The organism is Streptomonospora sp. PA3 (genome assembly GCF_009728995.1).
Classification (GTDB): Bacteria; Actinomycetota; Actinomycetes; order Streptosporangiales; family Streptosporangiaceae; genus Streptomonospora.
Window position 1 is genome coordinate 663803 of sequence record NZ_VTZW01000009.1, and the last position, 23969, is coordinate 687771.

A 23969-nucleotide genomic window follows, 5' to 3' on the forward strand; every position below is an offset into this window, starting at 1 on the left:
GGGCGGGCCGCCGCGGCCGGCATCACCGCTCCTCCCCCGGGAGCAGGCCGGCATTGCGGTAGAGCGCCCGCAGGTAGCGGCGCGCCTCGGCGGGCTCGAAGGGGCCCGGCTGGAGTACGCGGTACATCACGGCGCCGACGATCATGTCGACCAGAACCTCGGCGTCGGTGTCCGCGGGCAGGCGGTCCTCGTCCTTTGCGCGCTCCAGCATCGCGCGCAGGATCCGCCGCCGCGGCAGGATGTGCCGCTCCCAGTAGGCGGCCATGAGCCTGGGGTACCGCACGGCCGAACCGAGCGCCTGGGCGATCATGGCCGGGTAGTCCGGGTCGGTCACGGCGTCGACCGCCGCGGGCAGGACCCGTTCGATCAGGTCGGGCAGCGGGACGGCGGCCGCGTCCTCGGCCGAGGGGACCTCGACGTCCTGCACCGCCGACTCCACGGCCGCCACGAGCAGGTCCTCCTTGGAGCTCCAGCGGCGGTAGACGGTCAGCTTGGCGACGCCCGCCCGCTTGGCGACCTGCTCGAAGCTCGTCCCGTCCGCGCCCCGCTCGATGAACAGCTCCAGGGCCGCGGTGAGAATGGCCGCGTCGGCGTCGGCGTCGCGGGGGCGCCCGGGGCCGGCCGGCGTCATCGCCCCGCCTGTCCGCGGCGCAGCGCGGCCTCCAGCCACCGGCCCGGCTCCGCGGGACCGGGCCGGCCCCGCCAGGCCAGGTGGGCGTCGGGGCGCACCAGCCAGACCTCGCCGGTGCCGTCGGTGCGGACCAGGACGGACAGGGAGTCGCCGAGGCGGTCGGCGGCCGACCGGGCACTGCCCTGGGCCCCGGTCTCGGGCACCAGCAGCACCCAGTGCCCGCCGAGCGCGCTGTGCAGGCGGGTGCGGCCGCCGTCCTCCCGCAGGCACTCCCGGTCGGCCAGCCGGTCGCCGGGGCGCGGCCGGCCGCCGGGCCGCCCCCGCGCCCCCAGCGGTCCGCGGCGGTAACTCACCGACAGCTGCGAGGCCGCCGCGGCGTTGCGGCGCTGCAGCGGGCGCAGGTTGCCGATCGGCACCAGGACCCGGTCGCGGACGAACCGCCGCACCGGATCCTCGCTCACCAGCAGCTTGGTGTTGGCCGTGGTGGCGCGCAGCACGCCCGCCGCCAGCGGCCGCCGCTCCGCCTCGTAGGTGTCCAGCAGCGCTGTGTCGGCCCGGCCGGCCACGACGAGCGCAAGCTTCCAGGCCAGGTTCTCGGCGTCGCCGAAGCCGGTGTTCATGCCCTGCCCGCCGACCGGGCTGTGGGTGTGCGCGGCGTCGCCGGCGAGCAGGACCCGGCCCCGCCGGTAGCGGTCGGCCAGTCTGCGGTGGATGCGGAACACCGACGTCCACTCCGCGGAGCGCAGCCGCACGCCGCTCGCGCCGGCCCGTTCGGCCAGCAGCCGCCCGAACCGCTCGGTGATCGCGTCGTCGCCCGGCTCGGTCTCGCCGTCGTCGGCGACATTGGCCATCAGCCGCCACAGGTCGGCCGAGCCCTCGGGCGAACGCATCGGGATCGCCATGAGCACGCCGTCGCGGTGCAGGTAGATCGAGCCCTCCTCGCGGTCGTGCGCCCAGTCTGCGTGGACGTCGGCGAGCAGGAACCGCTCGATCACCGGTGCGCCGGGAAACCCGATGCCGGCGAGCTTGCGGGTGGCGCTGCGCGCACCGTCGCAGCCGACCAGCCAGCGGGCGCGCACCGTGCGCCCGCCGCCCAGGGCCGCGGTGAGGCCCGCGGAGTCCTCTTCGACCCCGACGAGCGGGCTGCTCCATTCGACGGTCCCGCCCAGTTCGGCGAGCCGGTCCCGCAGCGCCGCCTCGATCTCCGCCTGGGAGACGTACAGTCCGCGGTGCCCCGGCTCATCGCCGCCGAGCAGGTCGGCGAGCCCGATGGACACCAGCGGCCGCCCGTTGACGTAGGTGGTGAGGCGGCCCGGGGTGACCGACCGCTCGGGCAGGTCGCCGAGGGCGCCGAGCCTGCGCAGCACCTCCACGCCGCGCCCGAACAGGATGTTCGCCCGCGAGGTGGTGGCCGGCGCCGCCGCCTGGTCCACCACGCGCACCGACACCCCGTGCAGGCGCAGCCCGCACGCCAGCGCCAGCCCGGTCGGCCCCGCTCCCGCCACCACGACGTCGGCGGAGTCGGGCATTGCCTCGCCCATGGCGTCCCCTTTTGTATACAGAACGGTACTGTTTACAAATTACCACGGACGAGCGGGCGCGGCCACGGCTCCGGCTTCAGGTCAACCGGCCGAAACCCCGGCCGGCGGCCGCGCAAGGCGCCGCCGGCCGGGGCCGCGGAGAGCTCACGGGCGGCGGGTGTAGGTGACCGTGTGGGCCTCGGTCATCTCGATCAGGCCGTCGACGCCCAGTTCCCGGCCCATGCCGCTCTGCCGGAACCCGCCGAACGGCGCCCGGTCGTCCTGAGCCACCGCGTTGGCGTCGTTGACCCACGTCGTACCGGTGCGCAGCCGCCCGGCGAGATCGGCCGCTCGGGCGTCGTCGGCGGTCCACACCGACGAGCACAGGCCCGACCAGTCGTTGTTGATGGTCTCGACGACCTCGTCGAGATCGTCGTAGGCGATGATCGGCAGCACCGGGCCGAACTGCTCCTCGTTGACGATGCGCTCGTCCGGCGCAGGGTCCAGCACCAGCGCCGGGCGCAGGAAGTGGCCGCCGGCCTCGTTCACCTCGTCGCCGACCGTGCCGAACTCGCGCACCTCGCGTCCGTTCGCGCGGGCGTCGTCCAAAAGCTCGCGGACGTAGTCGCGCTGCTTGCCGCTGTTGAGCGGCCCCATCGTGGACTCCGGCGCCAGCCCGTGGCCGATCCGGTACCGGTCGAGCGACTCCGACATCCGCGCGACCAGCTCGTCGAAGCGGGAGCGGGGCGCGTAAACCCGTTTGATCCCCATGCACACCTGGCCGGTGGTCATGAAACCGCCTTCGACCAGCCGGGTGATGGTGACGTCGTTGAGGTCCACGTCGTCGAGGAGGACGGCGGGGTCGTTGCCGCCCAGCTCCAGCGTCACGCGCGTGATGTTCCCGGCGGCCGCCGCCATGATCTTGCGCCCCGCGTTCGTGCTGCCGGTGAACACGATCCTGCGGACCCTGGGGTCCTCCAGAGCGGGCGCCACACCCTCGTTGCCGCCGGTGACCACGTTGAGCACACCCGCCGGCAGCCGCTCGGCCAGCCGCTCCAGCGTGCGCACCACCGACAGCGGGGTTGTCGGCGGCGCCTTGACGATCACCGTGTTCCCAGCCACGAGCGCATAGGGCAGGCTCGCCGCGAGGATCGCCAGCGGCCAGTTGAAGGGGATGATGATCGTCACCACGCCCAGCGGCATCAGCGAGACCTCGCTGCTGAACCGCGCGACGCTTTCGTCGCCGCCGCCCCCTTCGGCGCCGGTGGTGGACACCATGTCCGCATGACCGGCCCACGAATGGCGGCGCACGCGGCGCAGCTCGTCGGCGAGTCCGGCCGCCAGCCGGCAGCGCTGCGCGAACACCCCCATCTCCACCGCGGCCTCGGCGCGCACCTTGCCGTTCTCCAGCACGAGGAGGTCGGTGCGCTCGTCGTGGTCGGCGTCGAGCGCGCCGAGTGACTCGGTGAGGATGCCGGCGCGGTCCTGCGGATCGCGCCGGCTCCAGTCCTGCCACGCCCCCTGCGCCGCGTCGACCGCCCGGCGCGTGTGCTCCGGGGTCGCCGCGGCGGCGTAGCCGACGACCCGGTCGGGCGCCGCCGGGTCGTGGACCGGTGTGGACTCCGGCGTCTCCACTGTCTGGCCGCCGATCAGCAGCCCGGTGCGGACCTGCGCCTCGGGCCCTGCTGTCGCCGTCATGTCCGTTCCCCTCTCGCCTCGGCCCCGTCGGGTTCCGTGGGCGGCGGCTACCCCGGGCGTGATGAGGGAAAACCCGGCGAGCAGGGGTGCGCTGCCGGTGCACCGGGTGGCGCCCGCTGGGGCGGACGCCGGCGGCGGGGCGGCGGGTCAGCGGCGGCGGCGCAGTTCGGCCGCCGCCGCGGTCAGGGAGCGGAGCTTGCCCAGGGCCGACTCGCGCGGCAGGTACTTCATGCCGCAGTCGGGGGCGAGCACGAGCCGTTCCGGTGCCACGTACTCCAGGGCGCGCTCGGCGCGGGCGACCACGGTCTGCGGCGTCTCCACGGCCGGGTCCGACAGGTCGAGCACGCCCAGGATCACGGTTTTGCCGGGCAGGCGCTCCAGGACGGCGCAGTCCAGGCCCGACTGCGCGGTCTCGATGGAGACCTGGTCCACCGGGCAGTCGGCCAGCTCCGGCAGGAAGGAGTAGGCCTCCGGGCGCTCGTGAATGATCGCGGCGTAGCCGAAGCAGATGTGCACCGCGGTCGTGCCCGGCGCGCCCTCCAGTGCCCGGGTGAGCACCTCGCCCCCGTACTTGCGCGCCTCCTCGGCCCGCGCCTGCAGGTAGGGCTCGTCCAGCTGCACGATGTCGGCGCCGGCGGCGAAGGCCTCGTGCACCTCCTCGTTCACGGCCGCGGCGTAGTCCAGGGCCATCGCGCGGGTGTCGGAGTAGTGGTCGTTCTGCGCCTGCTGGGCCATCGTGAAGGGGCCGGGGACGGTCACCTTGGCCGTGCGGTCGGTCAGTCGGCGCAGGGCGGCCGCGTCCTTGGCGGTGACACCCACCATGCGGCGGATCGGACCCACCACGCGCGGCACCGGGTTGGGGTGCCCGCTGCGGTCCAGAGCCGTGCCGGGGTTGTCGATGTCCACCCCCTCCAGCACCGTCGCGAAGTGGTTGGAGTAGCTCTCGCGCCGCGCCTCACCGTCGGTGACGATGTCCAGTCCCGCCTCGTGCTGCGCCTGCACCGCGAGCGCGGTCGCGTCCTGGAAGGCCTCCTCGCGCCACTCCTCGCCGACGCGCCACAGCTCCTGGGCGCGCACGCGCGGCGGAAAGCGCCCCTTCAGCCTGTCGCGGTCGATCAGCCAGTCCGGCTGCGGATAGCTCCCGACCAGCGAGGTGGGAAAAAGCACGGCCCTCTCCTTCCGACAGCGGCCACCGCCCCGGCCCGCACCCGCGAATCCGGGCGCACCCCCCCGCAGCCGGGCACCCCGAGCCTAAGCAGCCGCGTCCCGCCGCACAACGGGCCGCGGGCCGCCGTCTCGCGCAACCCGCGCCGCGGGGCGGTCGGCGGCCCTCCCGCGCGCCCGCCCGGCGGTGGCGCGGCGGGTAAGGGCCGCCGCGCCACCGGGGATCGGGGGCGGGGACAGCGCTCCGGCGGCTTGCGGGTGCGGCCGGAGCGGCTGGGGGCGTCAGTACACGGTGATGTTGGAGCTGCCGCTGCTCTGGTAGCCCTCGGTCGCCATGATCATGTAGTCGTGGCGGCCCAGGTTCATGCCGTGCCGGGCCCAGGCGTCGAAGTGGTTGCCGGCGTTGATGGTTCCGCCGGTGCGCCGCGACTGCCGGACGCTCCAGTACTGCGGGAAGGTCGCGGTGCCCTCGATGGACGGGGCGTTGTAGCGCATCGTCCGATAGATGTCGTAGGTGCCGCCGTCGCTGGTGACGGTGCCCTGGTACTCGCCCGTGGGGCGGTAGCTGCCCCAGTTCTCGACGATGTAGTACTCCACGAGCGGATCGCGGGTCCAGCCGTAGAGCGTGAGGTAGGAGTTGCCGGAGGGGTTGAAGCTGCCGGAGTAGGAGACGGTCCGGCGGCCGCCGGGGTTCCAGCCCTTGCCGGCGACGAAGTTGCCGGTGTCGCGCCAGGACGTGCTGTAGTTGCCGCCGGAGCCCAGCTGCATCGAGACCGTGCCCGGGGCGTCCGTCCAGAACGAGTAGAAGTAGCCGTTGTGGTTGCCGGTCTGGTTGGAGGTGATGTCGGCGACGGCGGTGCCGGGCAGCAGGGCCGTCACCGCCACCGCCGCCACCGCGGCGCCGCCGAAGCGGGCGAGCAGGCCGCGTCTGCTGATGGCGGGGCGGTTGGGGGATGTGTCCATGTGCGTGCTTCCTCCTCGGGAAGGCCGGCGCAAAGCCGGATCGACCTCGGACGGCGCGGAGGGGTCCGGCTGTCCTGCGGTCGGCGGTCCGGGTCACGGCAGGTGAACCCGGATCGACGGTGTGTATTCACCGTCGACGCCTGACAGTGTCGTTCCGGTTGCCGAGAGTTGTCAATAAATTTCCGGAAGTTTTCGGACGCACGTGCAAGGGGGCGGCGGGGCAGGCCGAGGGTACGCCTTCGGCGAGCGGTGCCGCCGCGCCTTTTCGGACCTGAACGGTCACGGCCGCCCGGTCACCGCTGCTCGGTGGATCCGCTCCCCCGCCGGGACTGCGGACCGAAGACCGCCTCGTGCAGCAGCTCGACGGGGTGGCGCGCCCGGCGGCCCGTGCCGTGGGCGATCTGCTGGCGGCAGGACACCCCCGTGGCGCAGACCTCCGCGCCGGGCGCGGCGGCGATGGCCGGGAAGAGGCGCTGGCCGCCGATGGCCATGGACAGGTCGTAGTGCTCTGCCTCGAACCCGAACGACCCGGCCATGCCGCAGCATCCGGCATCGAGCTCGCGGACCGAGGCGCCGGGCAGGTGCCGCAGCAGGCGCATGCTCGCCTCGGTGCCGAACGCCGCCTTCTGGTGGCAGTGCCCGTGGAACAGCAGCTCCGCCTGCGCGCCGGCGCCGTCGGCCGGCCGGCGGACGCGCAGCCGCCCGTCGTCCAGCGCGTCGGCCAGGAGGTCCTCCACCAGGCGGGCCTGCGCACCGATGGCGGCCGCACGCTCGCCTCCCACGAGCTGCCGGTGCTCGTCGTGCAGCGTGGCCACGCAGGAGGGCTCGCAGCCGACGATGACGGCGCCCCGCTCGGCGTCGCCGGCGAGCCGGTCGACGAGCTTGCCGGCCGCCGCCTTGGCGTCGTCCAGGAGGCCCTTGGAGATCTGGGCGCGGCCGCAGCACACGTCGGGCTCCATGCGCACCCGCCAGCCCGCGGCCTCCAGCAGTTCGACGGCGGCCCTGCCGATGTGCGGCTCGGTGAAGCTGGTGAAGGAGTCGGCGAGGAACACGGCGTCGCCCACCGGCTGCGCGGCCTCGCGGGCGGGGCGGCGGCGGAACCAGCGCATGAGGTTGTCGCGCCGGAAGACCGGCAGGGGCCGGCGGCGGTCGATCCCCACGAGCCGGTGCGCGAGCGCGCGCAGGGGCGCGATCCGACCGGCCAGGTTGGACAGCGGGGCCGTCCGCGACCCCCACGCGTTGAGCCGGCGGATCCCGCCGAACACCCGCGCGCGCAGCGGGGTCCCGTGCTCGCTGTGGTGGGCCGCCAGCGACTCGCTCTTGAACGTCGCCATGTCCACCGACATCGGGCACTCGTTCTTGCACGCCTTGCACTCCAGGCACAGGTCCAGGACCTCGTGGACGCGCTCGTCGGCCAGCGCGGCACGGGGATCGGGCGCGGACAGCGCCTTGACCAGTGCGTTCGCGCGCCCGCGGGTGGAGTGCTCCTCCTCGCGGGTGGCCATGAAAGAGGGGCACATCACCCCGCCCGACCCGGCCGGCTTGCGGCACGCGCCGATGCGCATGCACCGGTCGGCGGCGCCGCGCATGCCGCCGTGCTCGCTGAAGTCGAAGTGCGTCGGCACGGGGACCGCGGTGGGCAGGTTCGGCGTGCGCAGGTTCTCCGTCATCGCGGGGGCGTCGACGATCTTGCCGGGGTTGAGCAGGCGCTCGGGGTCGAACAGGGCCTTGGCCTCGCGCATCGCGCCGTAGAGCTCGGACCCGAAGATCCGCTCGTTGAACTCGCTGCGGGCCAGGCCGTCGCCGTGCTCGCTGGAGTTCACCCCGCCGTAGGACAGGGCGAGGTCGCAGACCTCCTCGGCGACCGCGCGCATCGTGGCCACCTGCTCGGGGCGGCCGAGGTCCATGAAGGGGCGCACGTGCAGGCAGCCCGCCGAGGCGTGCCCGTAGAAGCCCGCGCGCAGGCCGTGGCGGTCGAGGATCTCGGCGAACCGCGTGGTGTATTCGGCCAGGTGCTCCGGCGGCACCGCGGTGTCCTCCACAAAGGCGATGGACCGCTCCTCCGGCTTGCCGGCGGCCATCAGCAGGCCGAGCCCCGCCTTGCGCAGCGCGCGGAAGGGGCGCTGCTGCTCGGCCGTCGCGGCGCGGATCGCGGCGTAGCCGTGCCCGTGGGAGCGCCACAGCTTCTCCAGCCGCGCCGCTCCGGCCTCGGCCTCGCCGGCCTCGTCGGCGTAGAACTCCACGAACAGCAGCGCGGCCGGTTCCCCGGACAGCCGGCCCGCCAGGTGGCGGTGCTCGGGGGACTTGCGCGACAGGTCCAGGATGAAGTTGTCGACCAGCTCGATCGCGGCGCCTCCGGCGGCCATGGCGTCGTCGGTGGCGGCGATGGCGTCGACGGTCGAGGTGAAGTGCCCGATCACCATGACGGTGGCGGCCGGCTTGGGCGTCAGCGCGACCTCGGCCTCGGTGACCAGGCACAGCGTGCCTTCGGAGCCCACGGTGAACGCGGCGGGATCGAAGGGCCCGGCGGTCAGCCGGTCCAGGCGGTAGCCGCCGGCGCGGCGCCAGAAGGTCTGCTCGCAGGCCTCGACGGCGGCCCGGCTGCGCTCGGCCAGCGCGGGCAGCTCCCGGTAGATGCGCCCCTCCAGGTCGCTCCGGGCCGCCTTGGCCGCGACGACGCCCGGGTCGGCGGGGCCGAGCCGCACGTGCGCGCCGTCGGCCAGGATCGCGTCCAGGGTGTGCACGTGGTCGATCGTCATGCCGTAGGCCGCCGAGCGGGATCCGCAGGAGTTGTTGCCGATCATCCCGCCGAGGGTCGCGCGGTTGCCGGTGGAGGTGTCGGGCGCGAAGAACATCCCGTGCGGAGCGGCCGCGGCGTTGAGCTCGTCCTGGACGAGCCCGGGCTGCACGCGGGCGCGGCGCTCCTCCGGGCGGAGCTCCAGCACCCTGTTCATGTGGCGGGAGAAGTCGAGGACCACCGCCTCGCCCACGGTCTGGCCGCAGTGGCTGGTGCCCGCGCCCCGGGGCAGCACGGGGGTGCCGAAGCGGCGCGCGGTCTCCATCACCGCCGCGACGTCGTCGGGGTCGCGGGGGAAGACCACGCCCAGCGGGGTGATCTGGTACATGCTGGCGTCGGTGGCGTACATGTGGCGCGTGTAGACGTCGAACCGCACCTCCCCGCCGACGGCCCGGCGCAGTTCCGCTTCGAGGTCATCGCTGTGTCCGCGTTCCGGTGCCGACAGTTCGTGGGTTCGGGCCACGGCAGCTCTCCATCTCCGGCTCGCCTGGCGGGGCGGCCTCGACACTAGGCACTTCCATATGGCGAAATCAAGAGTTTGTAATGTGAAAGGACGGTCGTACAGTGGCGGAAGGCCGCGGAAACGTCACCGACCTTGACAGGGCGACAAAAAACGCAAAGACTTCCATTATACGACAAAACGATTCCGGATAGCGGAATCATGCCGAGGTGGAGGGTCATGTCAAGCGGCCGTCATTTCCTGCAGATCCCGGGGCCCTCGAACGTCCCCGACCGGGTGCTCCGCGCCATCAGCTACCCCACGATCGACCACCGGGGCCCGGAGTTCGCCGAACTCGGGCTCGACGTCCTCGACAAGCTGAAATCGGTGATGAGGACCGAGTCCGAGGCCGTCATCTACCCCGCCTCGGGTACGGGGGCGTGGGAGGCGGCCCTGGTGAACACCCTCTCGCCGGGCGACCGGGTGCTGATGTTCGAAACCGGGCAGTTCGGGACCCTGTGGGCCGGAGTCGCGCGCGACCTCGGACTGGAGGTCGACTTCGTCCCCGGCGACTGGCGCAGCGGCGTCGATCCGGCGGTGGTCGAGGAGCGCCTGAGCGCGGACACCGAGCACCGCATCAAGGCCGTCGCCGCGGTGCACAACGAGACCTCGACCGGCGTGACCAGCAGAATCCCCGAGATCCGCGCGGCCATGGACCGCACCGGCCACCCCGCGCTGCTGTTCGTCGACACCATCTCCTCGCTGGGGTCGGTGGACTACCGCCACGACGAATGGGGCGTCGACGTCACGATCGGCGGCTCCCAGAAAGGGCTGATGCTGCCGCCGGGGCTGTCCTTCCACGGGATCAGCGCCAAGGCTCTGCAGGCCGCGGAGTCGGCCGGGCTGCCGCGCTCCTACTGGAACTGGGGGCCGATGCTGGCCTCCGGCGCCGGCGGGTACTTCCCCTACACGCCGGCGACCAACCTGCTGTTCGGGCTGCGCGAAGCCGTCGCGATGCTGCACGAGGAGGGCCTGGAGCGGGTCTTCGCCCGGCACCGCCGGTTCGCCGCGGCCACCCGCGCGGCCGTGGCCGACTGGGGCCTGGAGGTCCAGTGCCGGGTCGAGGAGGAGTACAGCCCGGTCCTCACTGCGGTGGCGATGCCCGACGGACACGACGCCGACAAGCTCCGCACGGCGATCCTGGACCACTTCGACGTCTCCCTCGGCGCCGGACTGGGCAAGCTGAGCGGGCGCGTGTTCCGCATCGGCCACCTCGGCCACCTCAACGAGCCGGGGCTGCTGGGGACCCTGGGCGCCATCGAGGCGGGGATGCGGCTGGTCGGCATCCCTTACCGCCCGGGCGGCGCCACCGCCGCCGCAGAGCACCTCGCCGACACGGCGGCATAGCACCCCGGAACCCGGGCGGCGGTGCCTCCGGGGGCGGGCGCGGCCCCGCCCCCGGACGCACCGGTGCGGTATCGGTCTCAAATCAGCCCCATCCCCCAGAGGGCGACCACGGCCACCATGGACGAGGTGCCGCCGACCAGGGTCACCCCGCCGTAGGAGAGCAGCGCGGCGCGCAGGGACATTCCGGACAGAGTTGTGCACACCCAGAAATAACTGGAATTGACGTACTTGATGATCACCGACCCGCACGCGGCCGAGAGCATGGCCGCCTCGGGCGAGAGGCCGAGCGTGCCCAGCATGGGCGCGGTGAGGGAGGCCGCGGTGATCACGCCGACCGTGGTCGAACCGGTGATCAGGTTGGCGAGGACGCCGAGCATGAACGGCAGCAGGATCGAGGGGATGCCCAGATCCAGGGTGTTCTGGGCGATCATGTCGACGGTGGGGGTTGCCTGCAGCAGTTCGCTGAGCGCGCCGCCCAGGCCGGTGACCATGATGATCATGGCCGAGCCCTTGAGGGCGTTCTCCACCCAGGTCTCGCGCAGCGTGTGCGAGTCGTCGACGCTGTTGGACCGCCAGGCCAGGATGTAGGCGAGCACGACGCCGATCCCCAGCGCGAAGACCGGCCAACCCAGGAACATGGCCAGGTCGCGGACGGCGTGGCCCTCGGGCAGGGCGAAGTCCGCGGCGCTGCTGCCGCCGATCAGCACCAGGGGGACGAGGATCGGGGCGTAGGACCAGCCGAGCGGGGGGAGTGCCCGGTCGGCGCCGCCCTCGATCCGCTGCCCGCGGTACTCCTCGGAGGGGGGCGAGGGGATGCGGGGGCCGACGATGCGCGCGTAGACCCACCCCATGACCGAGCCGAACAGTGTCACGATGGACCCGTAGAGGATGATCAGCCCGATGTCGGCCTCGACCACGGCGGCCGCGGCCAGCGGGCCCGGCGTCGGCGGCACGACCGCGTGGGTCAACTGCATCGCGCCGACCAGTCCCGTGGCCATGGCGCTCATCGTGACCCCGGTCTCCAGCGCGGCCACGTGGACCAGCGGGTTCAGGATGACGTAGCCGACGTCGGAGAAGACCGCCAGGCCGATGATGAAGCCGGCCAGGGTCAGCGCCAGCGACATGTTGCGCTTGCCCACCAGGCGCAGCATCGAATGGGTGATGCGCTCGACGGCCCCGGTGTTGCGCAAGGACTCGCCGATCAGGGTGCCCAGGACGATGACGACGGCGATCGACTGGATCGTCTCGCCGAATCCCTTCTCGAACGCCTCGATGAAGACGGTGCGGTCGACGGTGGGGGCGAATCCCAGCAGCACGATGGGAAGCAGCAGCGCGGCGAAGACGTGCCATTTATAGCGGGCGATGAGGAAAAGCAGAACGACGATTACGGCGACGAATCCGACCAGGGCGACGACAGGTTGGTCCGTGATCGTTTCTTCCAACTGTCCAGTCCTCTCGGGGGGGCCGCGCGGTGCCGGCACCGCGGCGGTCGACTGGTCTCCAGGCGCGCGGAACGATCCCCGGAAATGCTCGGGGGGACGGGGGCGTGCCAGGGAAGGCGGGGCTGGGAGGTCGGTTGGATAACGAGAGGGTGGCTGCCAGGGGGTTTTCCGCATTGCGGGATGTGTTATTCGTATAGTGGGACACTAAATATCTACTTTGGTCACGTCAACCCCTCCTATGACAGGAGGAGTAAGATGTCCCGAATGCCGTGCTGTGCGTCAGAGGTCGGAGGGGTGCGGTTTTCCAGGAGCCCACCGGGTACTCCCTGGGCGTCCGCCATTGGCATTGCGGCAATGTGTGCGCCTCCCGTAGCGCGATCCAGCCCCGTTGCCGCAGCCTCTGTGCTGTGGTGACCGGCTTCGTGAACCCGACATAGGGCGCCGCCGCGATGCGGTCGCCCGGGTGCCCCTGGGGCGCCCCAGGATTCTCCGCATTCAGTACGATTGACCCCCAAAACCCCGCCGACGGAACCCGGGACCGGGCGTCCGCAGAGCCGGCAGACCGCCGGGCGGGCCGACGGGTTGGAGAGCGCCGTGCCGACACCTCAGCTACTCGACGACCTACTGCGTCAGCTGAGGCTGGGCACGTCGGCCGACATCGAAGCGGAGTCGCGGCGCCTCGCCGACCGGTTGCGGCGGCAGGTCGGCGCGGACATCGCCCTGGTGAACGCCGAGGGGGACATCGAGCTGGCCACCGCCGGCATCACCGGCGACGTCCTCGCCGCCCTGCGGCCGGTGCTGGCCGACCTGGTCGGCGGGCGGCTCGCCGCGGCCGCCACGCAGGCCGGCGACCTGCACGTCCGGTGCGAGGTGCTCAGGCGCGACCCGCCGCGGTCGGTGCTGGTTGTCGCCGCCCCGCCGCCGCTGACCCGCGAGGCGATCACCCTGGCCTCGCACACGGGCACCGTGATCGACGCGCTGCGGCGCGTCCACCGCGCCGACGAGCTCGCCCACCGCTACAACCACGCGGCGGGCCGGCTGCGCGTCGCCGTGTTCATGGCCCTCATGGCCGGCGATGTGACGCTGGCGCGCAGGATGACCGTGGGCTCCGTCCCCCCGGTGCTGGACGCCGAAAGCATCCGGATCCACCTCCTGCACTGCCCGCCGCCGGACCGGGACCGGATCGCCGAGAAGTACCAGGACGCATCGGGCTATCACGGCCGCAACCTGATGCTGCGCTGCCCGGCCTACGACTCCCACCTCATCTGCCTCGTGCCCGACGACGGCGAGGGCGACGGCGGCCTCGGCGCCCTGCTGCGTTCGCTGGTGTGCGACGAGCCGCGCTACGCGCTGGGCCTCAGCGAGCCGCAGTCCCTCCAGGCGACGGCCGACGCCTACGAGCAGGCCCGCCACGCCCTGGCCGCCGCCCGCCACACGCCCGACCGCACCGCCCACTACCACGGCCACGCCCCGCTGGCCCGGCTCCTGCCGCGCTCGCAGGCCCTGGCCTGGGCCCGCGCGTTCCTCGCGCCGATCGGGGCGCTGCCCCGGCTGACCGTCGACGTCACCCGGCTCGCCCTGAACTTCCCCCGATCGGGGGTCGCGCGCCTGCTGGGTATCAGCCGCAACACCGTCACGGCCCACCTGCGGCGCGTGGAGGAGACCCTCGGCCTGGACCTCCACGACGTGCACACCCGCGCCGACCTCACCCTCGCCATGACCGTCGCCGGCCTCCCGGACCCGGACGGCGGTGTGCCGCTCGGCACCGATCCGCCCCCGTCCCTGGAGGTCCTGCTGGCCACCGAGGAGGCCGCCACCTGGGCGCGGTCCTTCCTGCGTCCCCTGGACGACGACGCCCACCGGCACCTCGTCCCCACCCTGCGGACCTGGATCGAATGCGACACCGACGCCCAGCGCACGGCGCGCACGCTCGATATGAGCCGCACCACGGTCCGGGCCCACCTGCGCACCGCCGAGCGGCTGTTCAACCGCGATCTGCTGGCCCCGGGGCCCGGAACACACGACCTCGTCCACGCCCTGCGCGTCACCGACTGTGCATCGTGACTAGTCGCAGACCGCGGGTTGAGCACCGTGCGCATTGCCTCGGACCCGCCGTCCCCTTACTGTCTGCTGCGCCCGGCATCGGCGGAAGCCGGCCGGGAAACCGGTGGAACGGGGGCGCCGTCCCCGGTTGAGGGGGCCGGGGAGGGCCCGCCGCTCGCACTCCCGCGGACAGGGGCCGCCAGAGATCGAGGCGGCCGCCGAAAGACCTGTGGTGCCGGACTAGGACGGAGTCCGGTACCACGGAGCCCTTCGCCCGGCTCCCTCACTCCGTGCCGGCCGCGGCGGCCCGCGGATCGGGGGAGCCGGCCGTGACAGGGCGCACCAGGAGCAGCAGAGCCGCGGCGGCCACGAATATCCCGCCGACCACGATGTAGAGCGCCTGCGGCGTCCAGCCGATGTCCAGCAGCGCTCCGGCGGCGGTGGGGGAGATGATGGCCCCGATCCTGCCGATCCCGATCGCGGTGCCCACGCCCGTCGTGCGCACGCCGGGCCCGTAGACCGTGGGGGCGAGCGCGTAGAGGCCGGCGATGCAGCCGTTGGCGAACAGCCCGATGCACGCGCCCAGCACGAACGCCGCGGCCAGCACCGAGGTCGAGGCGATGAACACCGCCAGCAGCACCGCGGTGAGCACCATATAGCTCATCAGCACCGACCGCAGCGTGAACCGGGCCGCCAGCAGTCCCAGCGCGGCGGCGCCCAGGATGCCGCCGACGTTGAGCAGCGTGCCGCCGGTGATGCCCTGATCGGCGCTGAGCCCGGCCTCGGTGAGCATCGTCGGCGTCCAGCTGGTGATGAAGTAGAAGCCGGCCATCGCCAGGAAGAACAGCAGCCACAGCAGCAGCGTCGTGCGGCGGTGGTCGGCCGCCAGCAGCCGCACGAACCCGGCGCCCATGTTGGCGGGAGCGCCCTCGGCCGCCGGCAGCTCCTCCAGCGGTTCGCGCCGCATCCGGCGGGCCAGGGCGTTGACGCGCTCCAGCGCGCGGGCCGGGCGGCGGGTGGTGAGGAAGTCCAGCGACTCGGGCAGGAGGAGGAGCACCAGCGGTATCAGCGCCGCCGTGCAGGCGCCGCCGAACAGGAAGACCGAGCGCCAGCCGAACTCGTCGATGAGCACGACCGCGGCCACGCCGCCGCCGGTGGCGCCGATGGCATAGCCCGTGGAGTTCAGGCTGACGGCCAGACCGCGCCAGCGCTGGGAGGCGTACTCGCTGGCGATGACGTTGCTGCTGGCCAGGATGCCGCCGATTCCGATTCCGGTGACCACCCGCAGCGCGCCCAGTTGCAGGGCGGACTGGCTGACACCGGAGAGCAGCATGCCCGCCGCCGCCAGCGCCAGGCACACAAGGATCATCGGCCGGCGGCCGATCCGGTCGGCCCAGGGCGCCAGGAGCATCGACCCGGCGGCCATGCCGACCAGCCCGGCGCTGAGCAGCATGCCGAGCTGGGCGCCGGACAGGTCCCATTCACCCTGCACCGCCGTGCCGGTGAAGGCCATGACCAGGATGTCGAAGCCGTCGAGGACGTTGAGCAGCCAGCAGGCGGCCACCGCGGTCCACTGGAAGCCGGACATCGCGCCGGTGTCGAGCTCGGCGCGCAGTGAGCGGGCCATCAGGCGGCGCCCCGGGCGGCGAGGGCCGCGCGGGCTGTGGGAGCGGCGGGGGCGAGGGGCGGGAGGGAGGATCGCATGGGCACGGAGCACTCCGAAGGTCGCGAATCGGTGGGGGCGGGCGGGGCGCCGGATCTCGATGGGGGCGCCGGCGTGAGCGCCCCGCGTCTCAGCCGTACCGCCGGCGTGCCATGCCTGGTTCGCTTCCCGTGAAGATAAACCGCCATCGCGGAGGAGGAAACCCCCCTTACCGGGCGTCACGGCGGGGCCGGTCTGGGTCAATCACTTGACTTAATCTTGGGGGGCTCCTTGACTGGCCGTGCCGACGCCGACACGAGGAGGCAGTCATGGAGCAAGGCGCCGACGCGCGGATGCTGGACTACCCGATTCCCGCTCCGGCGGCCCTGGAGCCGCCGGCGGAGTGGGCGCAGCTGCGCGACGGGTGCCCGGTGGCTCCGGTGCGGCTGCCCAGCGGCGACCGCGCCCTCCTGCTGACCCGCTACGAGGACGTGCGCCAGGTGCTCTCGGACCCGCGATTCACCCGGGAGCTCGACGCCGGGGACGCCGCGCGGATCTCCGACAACGAGTCCGGCGGGGTCTTCAACAGCTCCATGGCCTCGACCCTCCCCCAGACGGGCGAGGGTCACCGGCGCTGGCGGCGGATGGTCGCCAAGTGGTTCACCGCCAAGCGGATGGCCGCCCTGCGGCCGCGCATGGAGGCGATGGCCGACGAGCTGATCGACCGGATGACCGAGAGCGGACAGCCCGCCGACCTCAAGGCCGCCCTGGGGTTCCCGCTGCCGGTGTGGGTGATCTGCGACCTGCTCGGCGTGCCCGACAGCGACCGCGACCGGTTCTCGTACTGGTCGGACACCCTGCTCAACCTCACCCGCTACAGCGACGAGGAGATCGCGGCCGCGCAGACCGCGTTCGTCGCCTACATGTCCGGCCACGTGCGCGACCGGCGCGCCGATCCCGGCGACGACCTGCTCAGCGAACTGTCGCGGGCCACCGACGAGGACGGCGCGGGGCTGACCGACGCGGAGCTGGTGGCCACCGGCATGGGCCTGCTGGTCGCCGGGCACGAGACGACGGCCAACATGATCGGCAAGATGACCGCCATGCTGCTGGCCGACCGCCGGCACTGGGAGCGGCTGCTTGACGACCGCACCCTGATCCGCTCCGCGGTCGAGGAGACGCTGCGGCTCGACGCCAACCAGGGGTTCGGCATGCCCCGCTACCTCAGCGAGGAGGTCGAGGTCGGCGGCAGCGCCCTGCCGTCCGGAACCACCGTGGTTTGCAGCATGGCCGCGGCCAACCGCGACGAGCGCGCCTTCGAGGGCGCCGCCGAGATGGACCTGGGCCGCAGCCCCAACCCGCACCTGGCCTTCGGCGCCGGCGCGCACTCCTGCCTGGGGCAGGCGCTGGCCCGCACCGAGCTGCAGACCGTCCTGGAGGTGCTGCTGCGCCGGCTGCCGGGCCTGGAGCTCGCACTCGGCCCCGCGGAGCTGCGCCGGGTCGAGGGACTGATCGTCGGCGGGCTGAGTGAAGTGCCTGTGCGATGGTGACGACATGATCATGACGACGCAGGGACGAGGACCCGAACCGCGCGCGAGCGGCACCCGCGAGCGGATCATCACGGCGGCCGAGCGGCTGTTCGCCGAGCGCGGTGTCGTCGCAGTGTCCAACCGGCAGATCAGCGAGGCCGCGGGCCAGGGCAACAACACCGCGGTGAGCTACCACTTCGGCTCCAAAGAGGAACTGGTGCGCGCCGTCCTGCGCAGGCACGCCGAGCCGATCGAGCGGGCGCGGCGGCGCAGGCTCGGCGAGGCGGGCGCGTCCGCCGACGCGCGCGACTGGATCGGCTGCCTGGTGCACCCGGTGACCGAGCACCTGGCCGAGCTGGGCGCGCCCTCCTGGTTCGCCCGCTTCGGCGCGCAGCTCATGACCGACCCCGGACTGCGGGCGATCATGGTCTCCGAGGCCCTCACCACCCCCTCGCTGGGCGAGGTCCTCGACGGCCTCAACCGCTGCGCGCCCGACCTGCCGCTGGAGGTGCACATCGAGCGCGGCGAGATGGCCGGTCAGCTGATCATCCACACCTGCGCCGACCGCGAACGCCGGCTCGCCCGCGGCGCCACAACCGCCAGGACCGACTGGCACGGCACCGCCGTCGGGCTGGTCGACGCCATCACGGGGTTGTGGCTGGCGCCGGCCACCCCCGCCGACCGGGCCGAGCGGCCCGCCCGGGCATACGCCGCCGAGCGCACCGGGGGCGACGACGACGGAGGCGGCCGAGAATGGGGATGAGATGAGGGTCAGTGCCGACGAGGACAAGTGCTGCGGCGCCGGGCAGTGCGTGCTGATCGCGCCGGAGGTGTTCGACCAGCGCGAGGAGGACGGCATCGTCGCCGTCCTGCAGGAGGACCCGCCGGCGGAGCAGCACGCGGCCGTCCGCGAGGCCGCGAGCGTGTGCCCGGCCGCCGCCATAGAGCTGGAGGAGTAGCGGCGAGCGCCCGCTGCGGCGAGGCGGACGGGTCCCGGTGCCCGCGGGTGGCCCACGCGACGGGGCGGCGAGGACGGTGGGGGTTCGTGCTCAAGGAGTCGGTCACCACAGGAGGTTGCGGCAATGGGGCTGTGATGCGCGAATCCCACCCGTCACCCGCCACCGCCCCTAACGGAGGAGCTTCGCGCCACGTACTTGTTCTGGGCCGGCTTGCCGCCGAGCGGAGGTGCACCTTTGCGCCGGAGGCCCGCCACCGGTGGTGCGGCTCCACCTGGGAAGGACGGCGTGCGCTCGGCGGCAAGCTGTGACCGCGCTTCGCGAGGCGCACCCATTGCCGCAGCCCCGATGGTGGCCGCCCCAGGTGGTGCCCGGTGGGTTCCTGGAAAAGTCAGCGCCCCCGCTGTTCTTAAACACGGCCCTAGGGAACCCGGTCGGTCCGGGCGGTGGCGATGGCCAGCGGGGCGGCGGTGGACCAGGCCTGCGGGGAGCAGGAGTGCGGGTAGACGACCGGGTCCGGGTGCTCGCCGCGGCTGTAGCCCGCGAGCAGCTCCGGCAGGCGGTGGCCGCAGCGCTCCGCCGCCTCCGCGAGGCCGCCGGCGAGCTCGGCCAGCTCCTCCCGCAGCCCGTAGCGCGCCAGCCCCAGCGCGATCACCGCGTTGTCGTGCGGCCAGACGCTCCCGCGGTGGTAGCTGAGCGGGTGATAGGCGGGCTGCCCGGCGGCGAGCGTGCGCACGCCCCAGCCGGAGAAGAAGTCGGGCTCAAGCAGCCGGCGGCCGACCGCCGCCGCCTCCTCCGCGCCGAGGATCCCCGACCACAGCAGGTGCCCCGCGTTGGAGGCGAGCGCGTCGGCGCGGGTTCCCTCGCCGTCCAGCGCCAGCGCGGGGAACCCCTCGGCCGAGGCGATCGGGAAGTCGCGCCGGAAGCGGGCGCGCAGGCCCTCGGCCGCGGCGTCGAGGCGGTCGGCGAAGGCGGGATCGCGCCACACCCGCTCCGCCAGGCGCGCCGTGCGCCGCAGCGCGTCGTAGGCGTATCCCTGCACCTCGCAGACGGCGATGGGACCCGCGGCGGCGGGGGCGCCCTCGGCCGTGCAGACGGCGTCGCCGGAGTCCTTCCAGCACTGGTTGGCCAGGCCGGCGGGGTCGGGGGTGTAGACGAGGTACCCGTGCCGGTCGAGGCCGCCGTCGGCGAACAGCCAGTCGGCCGCGGCGCGGGCGTGGCGCTCCAGCCGGGTCGCGAGCGCGGTGTCGCCGGTCTGCTCGGTGTAGGCGTGCAGCAGGACGAGGAACAGCGGGGTGGCGTCCACGGTGCCGTAGTAGCGGGCGTAGGGCACCTGGCCGAACCGGCTCAGCTCGCCGCGGCGCACCTCGTGCACGATCTTGCCGGGCTCCTCCCGCCGCCGGGGATCGCGGCGCCGCCCCTGGGCGGCCGCGAGCGCGGTGAGCGTCGCCGCCGCGGGCTCCTCCAGGAACGGCAGGGCGAAGTAGGACGCCAGCAGCGCGTCGCGGCCGAAGAGGGTGAGGAACCACGGCACGCCGGCGCCGGGGACCAGCACCGCCTCTCCCTGTGCGCCGGCGGCGGGGACGCGCAGGTCGGCGAGGTCGGCCAGGCCCTGCTCGCACGCCCGGGCGAGCGCTGCTGAGCCGGTGAGGTCGCGCGGGTCGCGCGCGCGTTCCAGCAGGGCGCGGGAGTCGGCCGCGGCGGCGTCCCGGACGGCCTGCGGTTGGGTGATGACGCGGTCGGGTTCCGCGCCGGATTCGCTGTCGCCGTGGCGGGTGCGCACGTTGACGGTGAGCGCGGCCGAGCCGTGGGCGGGCACGTGCAGCGTCCAGTGCAGCGACACCCCGTCGGGGCGGCCGGTCGCCTCCCGCGGCGCCGGTTCGGCGAGCACGTGCGTCGCGGCGTACCAGTCGCCGCGGCGGTACTCGAACCGGACACCGCCCGGGGCGGGCGCCCAGGAGCGGTGCGCGCCGGGCTTGGCGTACTCGCGGTCGTCGGCGCGCAGTTCGAACTGGTCGGCGAAGTCGGCGTCGGCGCGGTAGGACACCTCCACCGCCAGGTCGGCCGCGGTGTGGTTGACCAGCCGCACCCGTTCGGCCAGCAGGGAGGGGCCCACCGCCTGCTCGCGCAGTACGGCGTAGTCGGGCGGCCGGTCGCGCGTGCCTTCGTGGACCAGCACGCCGGGCGAGAGCACGGCCAAGGGCGCGCCGCCGGCGTCCAGCCGCCACCGGCTGAGGTGGCGGGCGTCGCCGGTGAAGAGGCCGTCGGGGCTCTTGCCGCCGGTGCCGTTGACGTCGCCCGCGCCGTCGAGGACCGCGAAGGTCCCGCGGTGGACCAGCACCCTGCGTCCGCTCACGCCGCCGCCTCCTCCTGGGCCAGCAGGTCCAGAGCGGTGGCCGCGGTCCAACTGAAGTCGCGGGTGCCGTGCCCCTCTCCGCTGTAGGGGTCCACGTACTCGGCGAATCCGGTGGACGACGCGGCGGCGAGCAGGGACGCGCGCAGCGCGGCGGCGTCCTGGGCCGCCCCGTGCAGCATCAGCCCGCGGTGGATCACCCAGGACACGTTGAACCAGCCGGGCCCGCGCCAGTACCGGTGCGGGTCGAAGGCGTGCCCGGTCAGGTCATAGCTGGGCACCAGGCGGGTGGCGCCCAGCCGGAACCGCTCCCCGCGTGCGGTGGCCAGCAGTTCGCCGGCGACGGGCAGCCCGGGTACGGCGAGGGGGACCAGCCCGGCGGCCCCGTACTCGCGGACCGGCTCGCCGCCCACGAGGTCGCGCGCGAGGAAGAGGCCGGCGCCGGGGTCGTAGAGGGAGGCGGTGAGCGCCCGGGTCAGTTCCCGGGCGCGCGACTCGTGGGGTTGGGGGTCGTGCCCGGTCTCCGCGGCGATGCGGGCCAGCGCGTGCTCCGAGACGATCCGCAGCGCGTTGAACGAGGGGTCCTCGGCGGCGAACGCGTGCGGGGTCGCCGCGTCGTCGTAGCCGTGGTCCCGGTAGTCGGCGGCCAGGCGCAGATAGCGGCCGTAGTCGAGGTCGGTCGGGCGGTCGCCGCCGGCCGCGTGGTCGAGGTCGCGCCGTTGGAAGCTGCCGGGCGGCCAGGGGGTCACCCGCTCCAGCAGGCCGTCCCACAGCGGGCTGTTGTCCATGCCCGACTCCCACGGGTGCACGATGGCCGCCAGCCCGCTTCCTCCCAGGTCGCGGTGGCGGGCGAGGTAGCGGTGCCAGGCGGCCAGCCGGGGATAGGCGCGCCGGAGGAAGCCGCGGCGCCGCGATTCGCCCGGGTCGGCCAGGTGCGTCTCCCAGGCCGCGAAGGCGTGCACCGGCGGCTGGACGATGCCGGTGGTGCTCGTGCCCGCTGGTGTCTGCGCGGCGGCGGTCTCCGGCGTCCAGAAACCGGGGCCGGGGAAGTACGCGTCGGGCGGGGTGGCCGGGTCGAAGACGATGTGGGGCAGCCGGCCGTCCGTCCACTGGGCGCCGAGCATGGACTCCAGCTCCTGCTGCGCCCGGCGCGGCGAGACGTGCCGCAGGCCCAGGGCGATGAAGGCGGAGTCCCAGCTCCACTGGTGCGGGTAGAGGGATCGCGACGGGAGCGTGGAGCGCCCGGTCCAGTTGCGCAGCAGGACGCGCACGGCCGCCCGGCGCAGTTCGGCGCGGTCGCGTGCGCCGGCATGGCGCGGCGCGGCGGTTGCCTGGGTGGGGCTGGTCATCGGTCCCTACTTCGGTGCGTGCTGCGTGTTTCTTCGCGGGTGTGCGGGGCGCCGCGCGCCTGGCGGCGCCGCCATCAGGGCGCCGCGCGGCGCAGGAAGGGCGGGACGGAGGCGACGGCCTCCTCGGCATCTCCGGAGAGGCGGCACTCCAGGGCGAGGTGGCCGGTGTAGCCGATGGCGTCGACCGCCGCGAGGACGGCGGGCCAGTCGATGTGCCCGGCTCCGGGCTGGAACCGGTTGGAGTCGCTGACCTGGACGTGGCCGATGTACTCGCCGGCCGCGAGCACCGCGGCGGCGGGGTCGGCCTCCTCGATGTTCATGTGGTAGGTGTCGATGCCGATCCGCACGGCCGGGCTGCCGGCCTCGCGGATCAGGTCGGCGGCCTGGTCCAACCGGTTGACCATGTGGTCCTCGTAGCGGTTGAGCGGCTCCAGCAGCAGGACGACCCCCTCGGCGGCGGCGTGCTCGCCCAGTTCGGCCAGGCCCTCCAGCAGGACCTCGCGGTCCTCGGCCTCGCTGCGGGGCGGCTCGAACGGCGGCAGGCGCCGGGAGAACATGCCGTAGGAGGCGGGCGTCTGCGCCGCGCCGCCGCCGATCTCGGCGATGACGGAGAGCTGGGACTTCAGCTGCGCGACGGCGTCGCGGCGCTGCTCGGGGTCGAAGGCGCCGAAGAAGTGCCGCATGTCGACGCACACCGTCGGCATCACCACGCCGTCGCGCCGGGCGGCGCGCAGCTCGGGAAGCCGGTCGCGGAAGGCGAAGTCCCCGCGCCCGCGCAGCTCGATGCCGTCGTAGCCGGCGCGGGCGGCGAACTCCCACTTGCGCTGGAGGGTGTCGCCGGGAAGCAGCTGCTCCTGGCAGGCCAGTTTCAGGGGGCGGTGCACGGCCATGGGCTTTCAGAACTCCAGAACGATCTGCAGGGCGTCGGCGGGGCGCTCGTCGAGCAGGCGGTATGCGGACTCCGCCTCCTCGACGGGGACGCGGTGGCTGACGAGGGAGGCCGGCTCGACCCGGCCGGAGGCGGCGAGGTCGAGGAAGGTCTGCTGGAGGCGTTCGACGGACCACCGCCCGGCCAGTGCCGGGGGGACGCCGCCGATCTGGGAGCAGACCAGCTCGACGCGGTTGTGGTGGAACTCCTCGCCCAGCCGCAGCCCGGCGCCCTCGCCCTGGTAGAAGCCGGTGGCGACGACCCGGCCGCCCACCGCGACCGAGCGCAGGGCCTCGTGCAGCGCGGGGTAGGCGCCGCTGACCTCGATCGCGGAGTCGGCCCCGGCGCCGCCGGTGAGCTCGCGGATCCGCTCGGCGACCGCGTCGGTGCCGGGGTTGAGGGTCGCCTGCGCGCCGAAGCGGGCCGCCTCCCGCAGGCGCACGTCGAGGGCGTCGACGCCCGTCACCGACGCGCCGCTGAGCACGGCCAGGCGGGTGGCCAGCAGTCCGATGACGCCCTGCCCGAAGACGGCCACCCGCTCGCCGAGGTGGATGCCGGCGGCCAGGACCGCGTTGAGGGCGATGGCGCCCACCCGCGCGAAGGAGCCCGACAGCGGGTCCAGGCCCTCGGGCAGCCGGTGGCCGACCATGCGCTCGGCGGGGACGACCCCCTCGCTGCGGTGGCCCCAGATGCCCCACACCCGGTCGCCGACGCCGGGCAGGCCCGGCAGGCCGGCGACGTCGGGCGCGATCTCGGTGACCTCGCCGACCTCGGAGTAGCCCCAGCCCACGACGGGGTAGCCCGTCTGGGCTCCGCCCTCCTGGAACAGCCGCGTCCGGGCGTCCCAGGTCCGGTTGAGGTAGGGGTTGCTGCCGCGGTAGGCGGTGAGTTCGGTGCCTGCGGAGATGCCCGAGTAGCGCGTGCGCACGCGCAGGTGGCCGGGCGGCAGGGGAGCGGGCTCGCAGTCGGCGACCTCGACCCGGCGGGGTCCGGTGAACTGGACGACTCGTTCCACGGCGGTTCCCAGAGGTAGGCGATACAGGGCGTCGGATGTAACGACCATCCGACGGGCATTAGTCGGGAAGTTTAGCCCACTTGATACTCAACT

17 protein-coding genes are annotated in these 23969 nt (G+C 73.6%); 5 read left to right on the forward strand and 12 right to left on the reverse strand.

The genetic code is table 11. From position 1 onward, the window contains the following. Nucleotides 1-22: 22 nt before the first annotated feature. The 6 genes from FZ103_RS11400 to FZ103_RS11425 form a co-directional block, all read right to left on the reverse strand. The gene (locus tag FZ103_RS11400) at nucleotides 23-631 is read right to left on the reverse strand and encodes a TetR/AcrR family transcriptional regulator (protein WP_156000665.1); all 609 of its coding nucleotides are present in this window, start codon (nucleotides 629-631) and stop codon (nucleotides 23-25) included. Further along, nucleotides 628-2172, reverse strand: coding sequence for an FAD-dependent monooxygenase (locus tag FZ103_RS11405; protein ID WP_255429877.1), 1545 nt, complete (start codon nucleotides 2170-2172; stop codon nucleotides 628-630). Before FZ103_RS11405 ends, FZ103_RS11400 begins: the two co-directional genes overlap by 4 nt. A 144-nt stretch (nucleotides 2173-2316) precedes the next feature. Beyond that, the gene (locus tag FZ103_RS11410; RefSeq protein ID WP_156000666.1) at nucleotides 2317-3849 is read right to left on the reverse strand and encodes an aldehyde dehydrogenase family protein; all 1533 of its coding nucleotides are present in this window, start codon (nucleotides 3847-3849) and stop codon (nucleotides 2317-2319) included. A gap of 147 nt (nucleotides 3850-3996) precedes the next feature. Further along, nucleotides 3997-5016, reverse strand: a complete 1020-nt coding sequence (locus FZ103_RS11415) for a uroporphyrinogen decarboxylase family protein (RefSeq protein WP_186356122.1) — start codon at nucleotides 5014-5016, stop codon at nucleotides 3997-3999. Nucleotides 5017-5295: 279 nt separating this feature from the next. Beyond that, nucleotides 5296-5976, reverse strand: a complete 681-nt coding sequence (locus FZ103_RS11420) for a glycoside hydrolase family 11 protein (protein WP_156000668.1) — start codon at nucleotides 5974-5976, stop codon at nucleotides 5296-5298. Between the two features lie 293 nt (nucleotides 5977-6269). Beyond that, nucleotides 6270-9236: an FAD-linked oxidase C-terminal domain-containing protein gene (locus FZ103_RS11425; RefSeq protein ID WP_343233478.1), complete on the reverse strand. Its 2967-nt coding sequence runs from the start codon at nucleotides 9234-9236 to the stop codon at nucleotides 6270-6272. A gap of 216 nt (nucleotides 9237-9452) precedes the next feature. On the opposite strand from FZ103_RS11425, the gene FZ103_RS11430 reads away from it, so the two are divergent. Next, complete coding sequence (locus tag FZ103_RS11430) at nucleotides 9453-10619, forward strand: alanine--glyoxylate aminotransferase family protein (RefSeq protein WP_156000669.1); 1167 nt, start codon at nucleotides 9453-9455, stop codon at nucleotides 10617-10619. Between the two features lie 77 nt (nucleotides 10620-10696). Here the strand turns inward: FZ103_RS11430 and FZ103_RS11435 are convergent, their stop codons facing one another. Next, the gene (locus tag FZ103_RS11435) at nucleotides 10697-12061 is read right to left on the reverse strand and encodes a GntP family permease (RefSeq protein WP_255429879.1); all 1365 of its coding nucleotides are present in this window, start codon (nucleotides 12059-12061) and stop codon (nucleotides 10697-10699) included. Nucleotides 12062-12655: 594 nt separating this feature from the next. Here FZ103_RS11435 and FZ103_RS26045 point away from each other — a divergent pair. Then, nucleotides 12656-14125: a helix-turn-helix domain-containing protein gene (locus FZ103_RS26045; protein ID WP_186356123.1), complete on the forward strand. Its 1470-nt coding sequence runs from the start codon at nucleotides 12656-12658 to the stop codon at nucleotides 14123-14125. A 262-nt stretch (nucleotides 14126-14387) separates the two neighbouring features. On the opposite strand, the gene FZ103_RS11445 is transcribed toward FZ103_RS26045, so the two are convergent. After that, the gene (locus tag FZ103_RS11445) at nucleotides 14388-15731 is read right to left on the reverse strand and encodes an MFS transporter (protein WP_156000671.1); all 1344 of its coding nucleotides are present in this window, start codon (nucleotides 15729-15731) and stop codon (nucleotides 14388-14390) included. Nucleotides 15732-16075: 344 nt separating this feature from the next. On the opposite strand from FZ103_RS11445, the gene FZ103_RS11450 reads away from it, so the two are divergent. From FZ103_RS11450 to FZ103_RS11460, 3 genes are read left to right on the forward strand one after another with little or no spacing between them, the layout of a single operon-like run. Then, nucleotides 16076-17296 (forward strand): cytochrome P450, encoded by a 1221-nt coding sequence (locus FZ103_RS11450; RefSeq protein WP_156000672.1) that lies wholly within the window; start codon nucleotides 16076-16078, stop codon nucleotides 17294-17296. Nucleotides 17297-17306: 10 nt separating this feature from the next. Then, on the forward strand, nucleotides 17307-18038 hold the full coding sequence (locus FZ103_RS11455) for a TetR/AcrR family transcriptional regulator (RefSeq protein WP_156001070.1): 732 nt from the start codon (nucleotides 17307-17309) through the stop codon (nucleotides 18036-18038). A gap of 1 nt (nucleotide 18039) precedes the next feature. Then, entirely contained in the window at nucleotides 18040-18234 is a 195-nt protein-coding gene (locus FZ103_RS11460) for a ferredoxin (RefSeq protein ID WP_156000673.1), read from the forward strand. A 418-nt stretch (nucleotides 18235-18652) separates the two neighbouring features. Here the strand turns inward: FZ103_RS11460 and FZ103_RS11465 are convergent, their stop codons facing one another. The 4 genes from FZ103_RS11465 to FZ103_RS25500 all read right to left on the reverse strand — a co-directional run bounded on the left by FZ103_RS11465 (nucleotide 18653) and on the right by FZ103_RS25500 (nucleotide 23876). Continuing rightward, nucleotides 18653-20587: a glycogen debranching N-terminal domain-containing protein gene (locus FZ103_RS11465; RefSeq protein ID WP_186356124.1), complete on the reverse strand. Its 1935-nt coding sequence runs from the start codon at nucleotides 20585-20587 to the stop codon at nucleotides 18653-18655. Then, nucleotides 20584-21933, reverse strand: coding sequence for a hypothetical protein (locus FZ103_RS11470; RefSeq protein ID WP_222936657.1), 1350 nt, complete (start codon nucleotides 21931-21933; stop codon nucleotides 20584-20586). Before FZ103_RS11470 ends, FZ103_RS11465 begins: the two co-directional genes overlap by 4 nt. Nucleotides 21934-22007: 74 nt before the next feature. Next, the gene (locus FZ103_RS11475; protein ID WP_156000675.1) at nucleotides 22008-22823 is read right to left on the reverse strand and encodes a sugar phosphate isomerase/epimerase family protein; all 816 of its coding nucleotides are present in this window, start codon (nucleotides 22821-22823) and stop codon (nucleotides 22008-22010) included. Nucleotides 22824-22829: 6 nt separating this feature from the next. Continuing rightward, nucleotides 22830-23876 carry a zinc-binding alcohol dehydrogenase gene (locus FZ103_RS25500; RefSeq protein ID WP_186356125.1) on the reverse strand — a complete coding sequence of 349 codons (1047 nt, stop codon included), beginning with the start codon at nucleotides 23874-23876 and terminating at the stop codon, nucleotides 22830-22832. Nucleotides 23877-23969 lie beyond the last annotated feature (93 nt).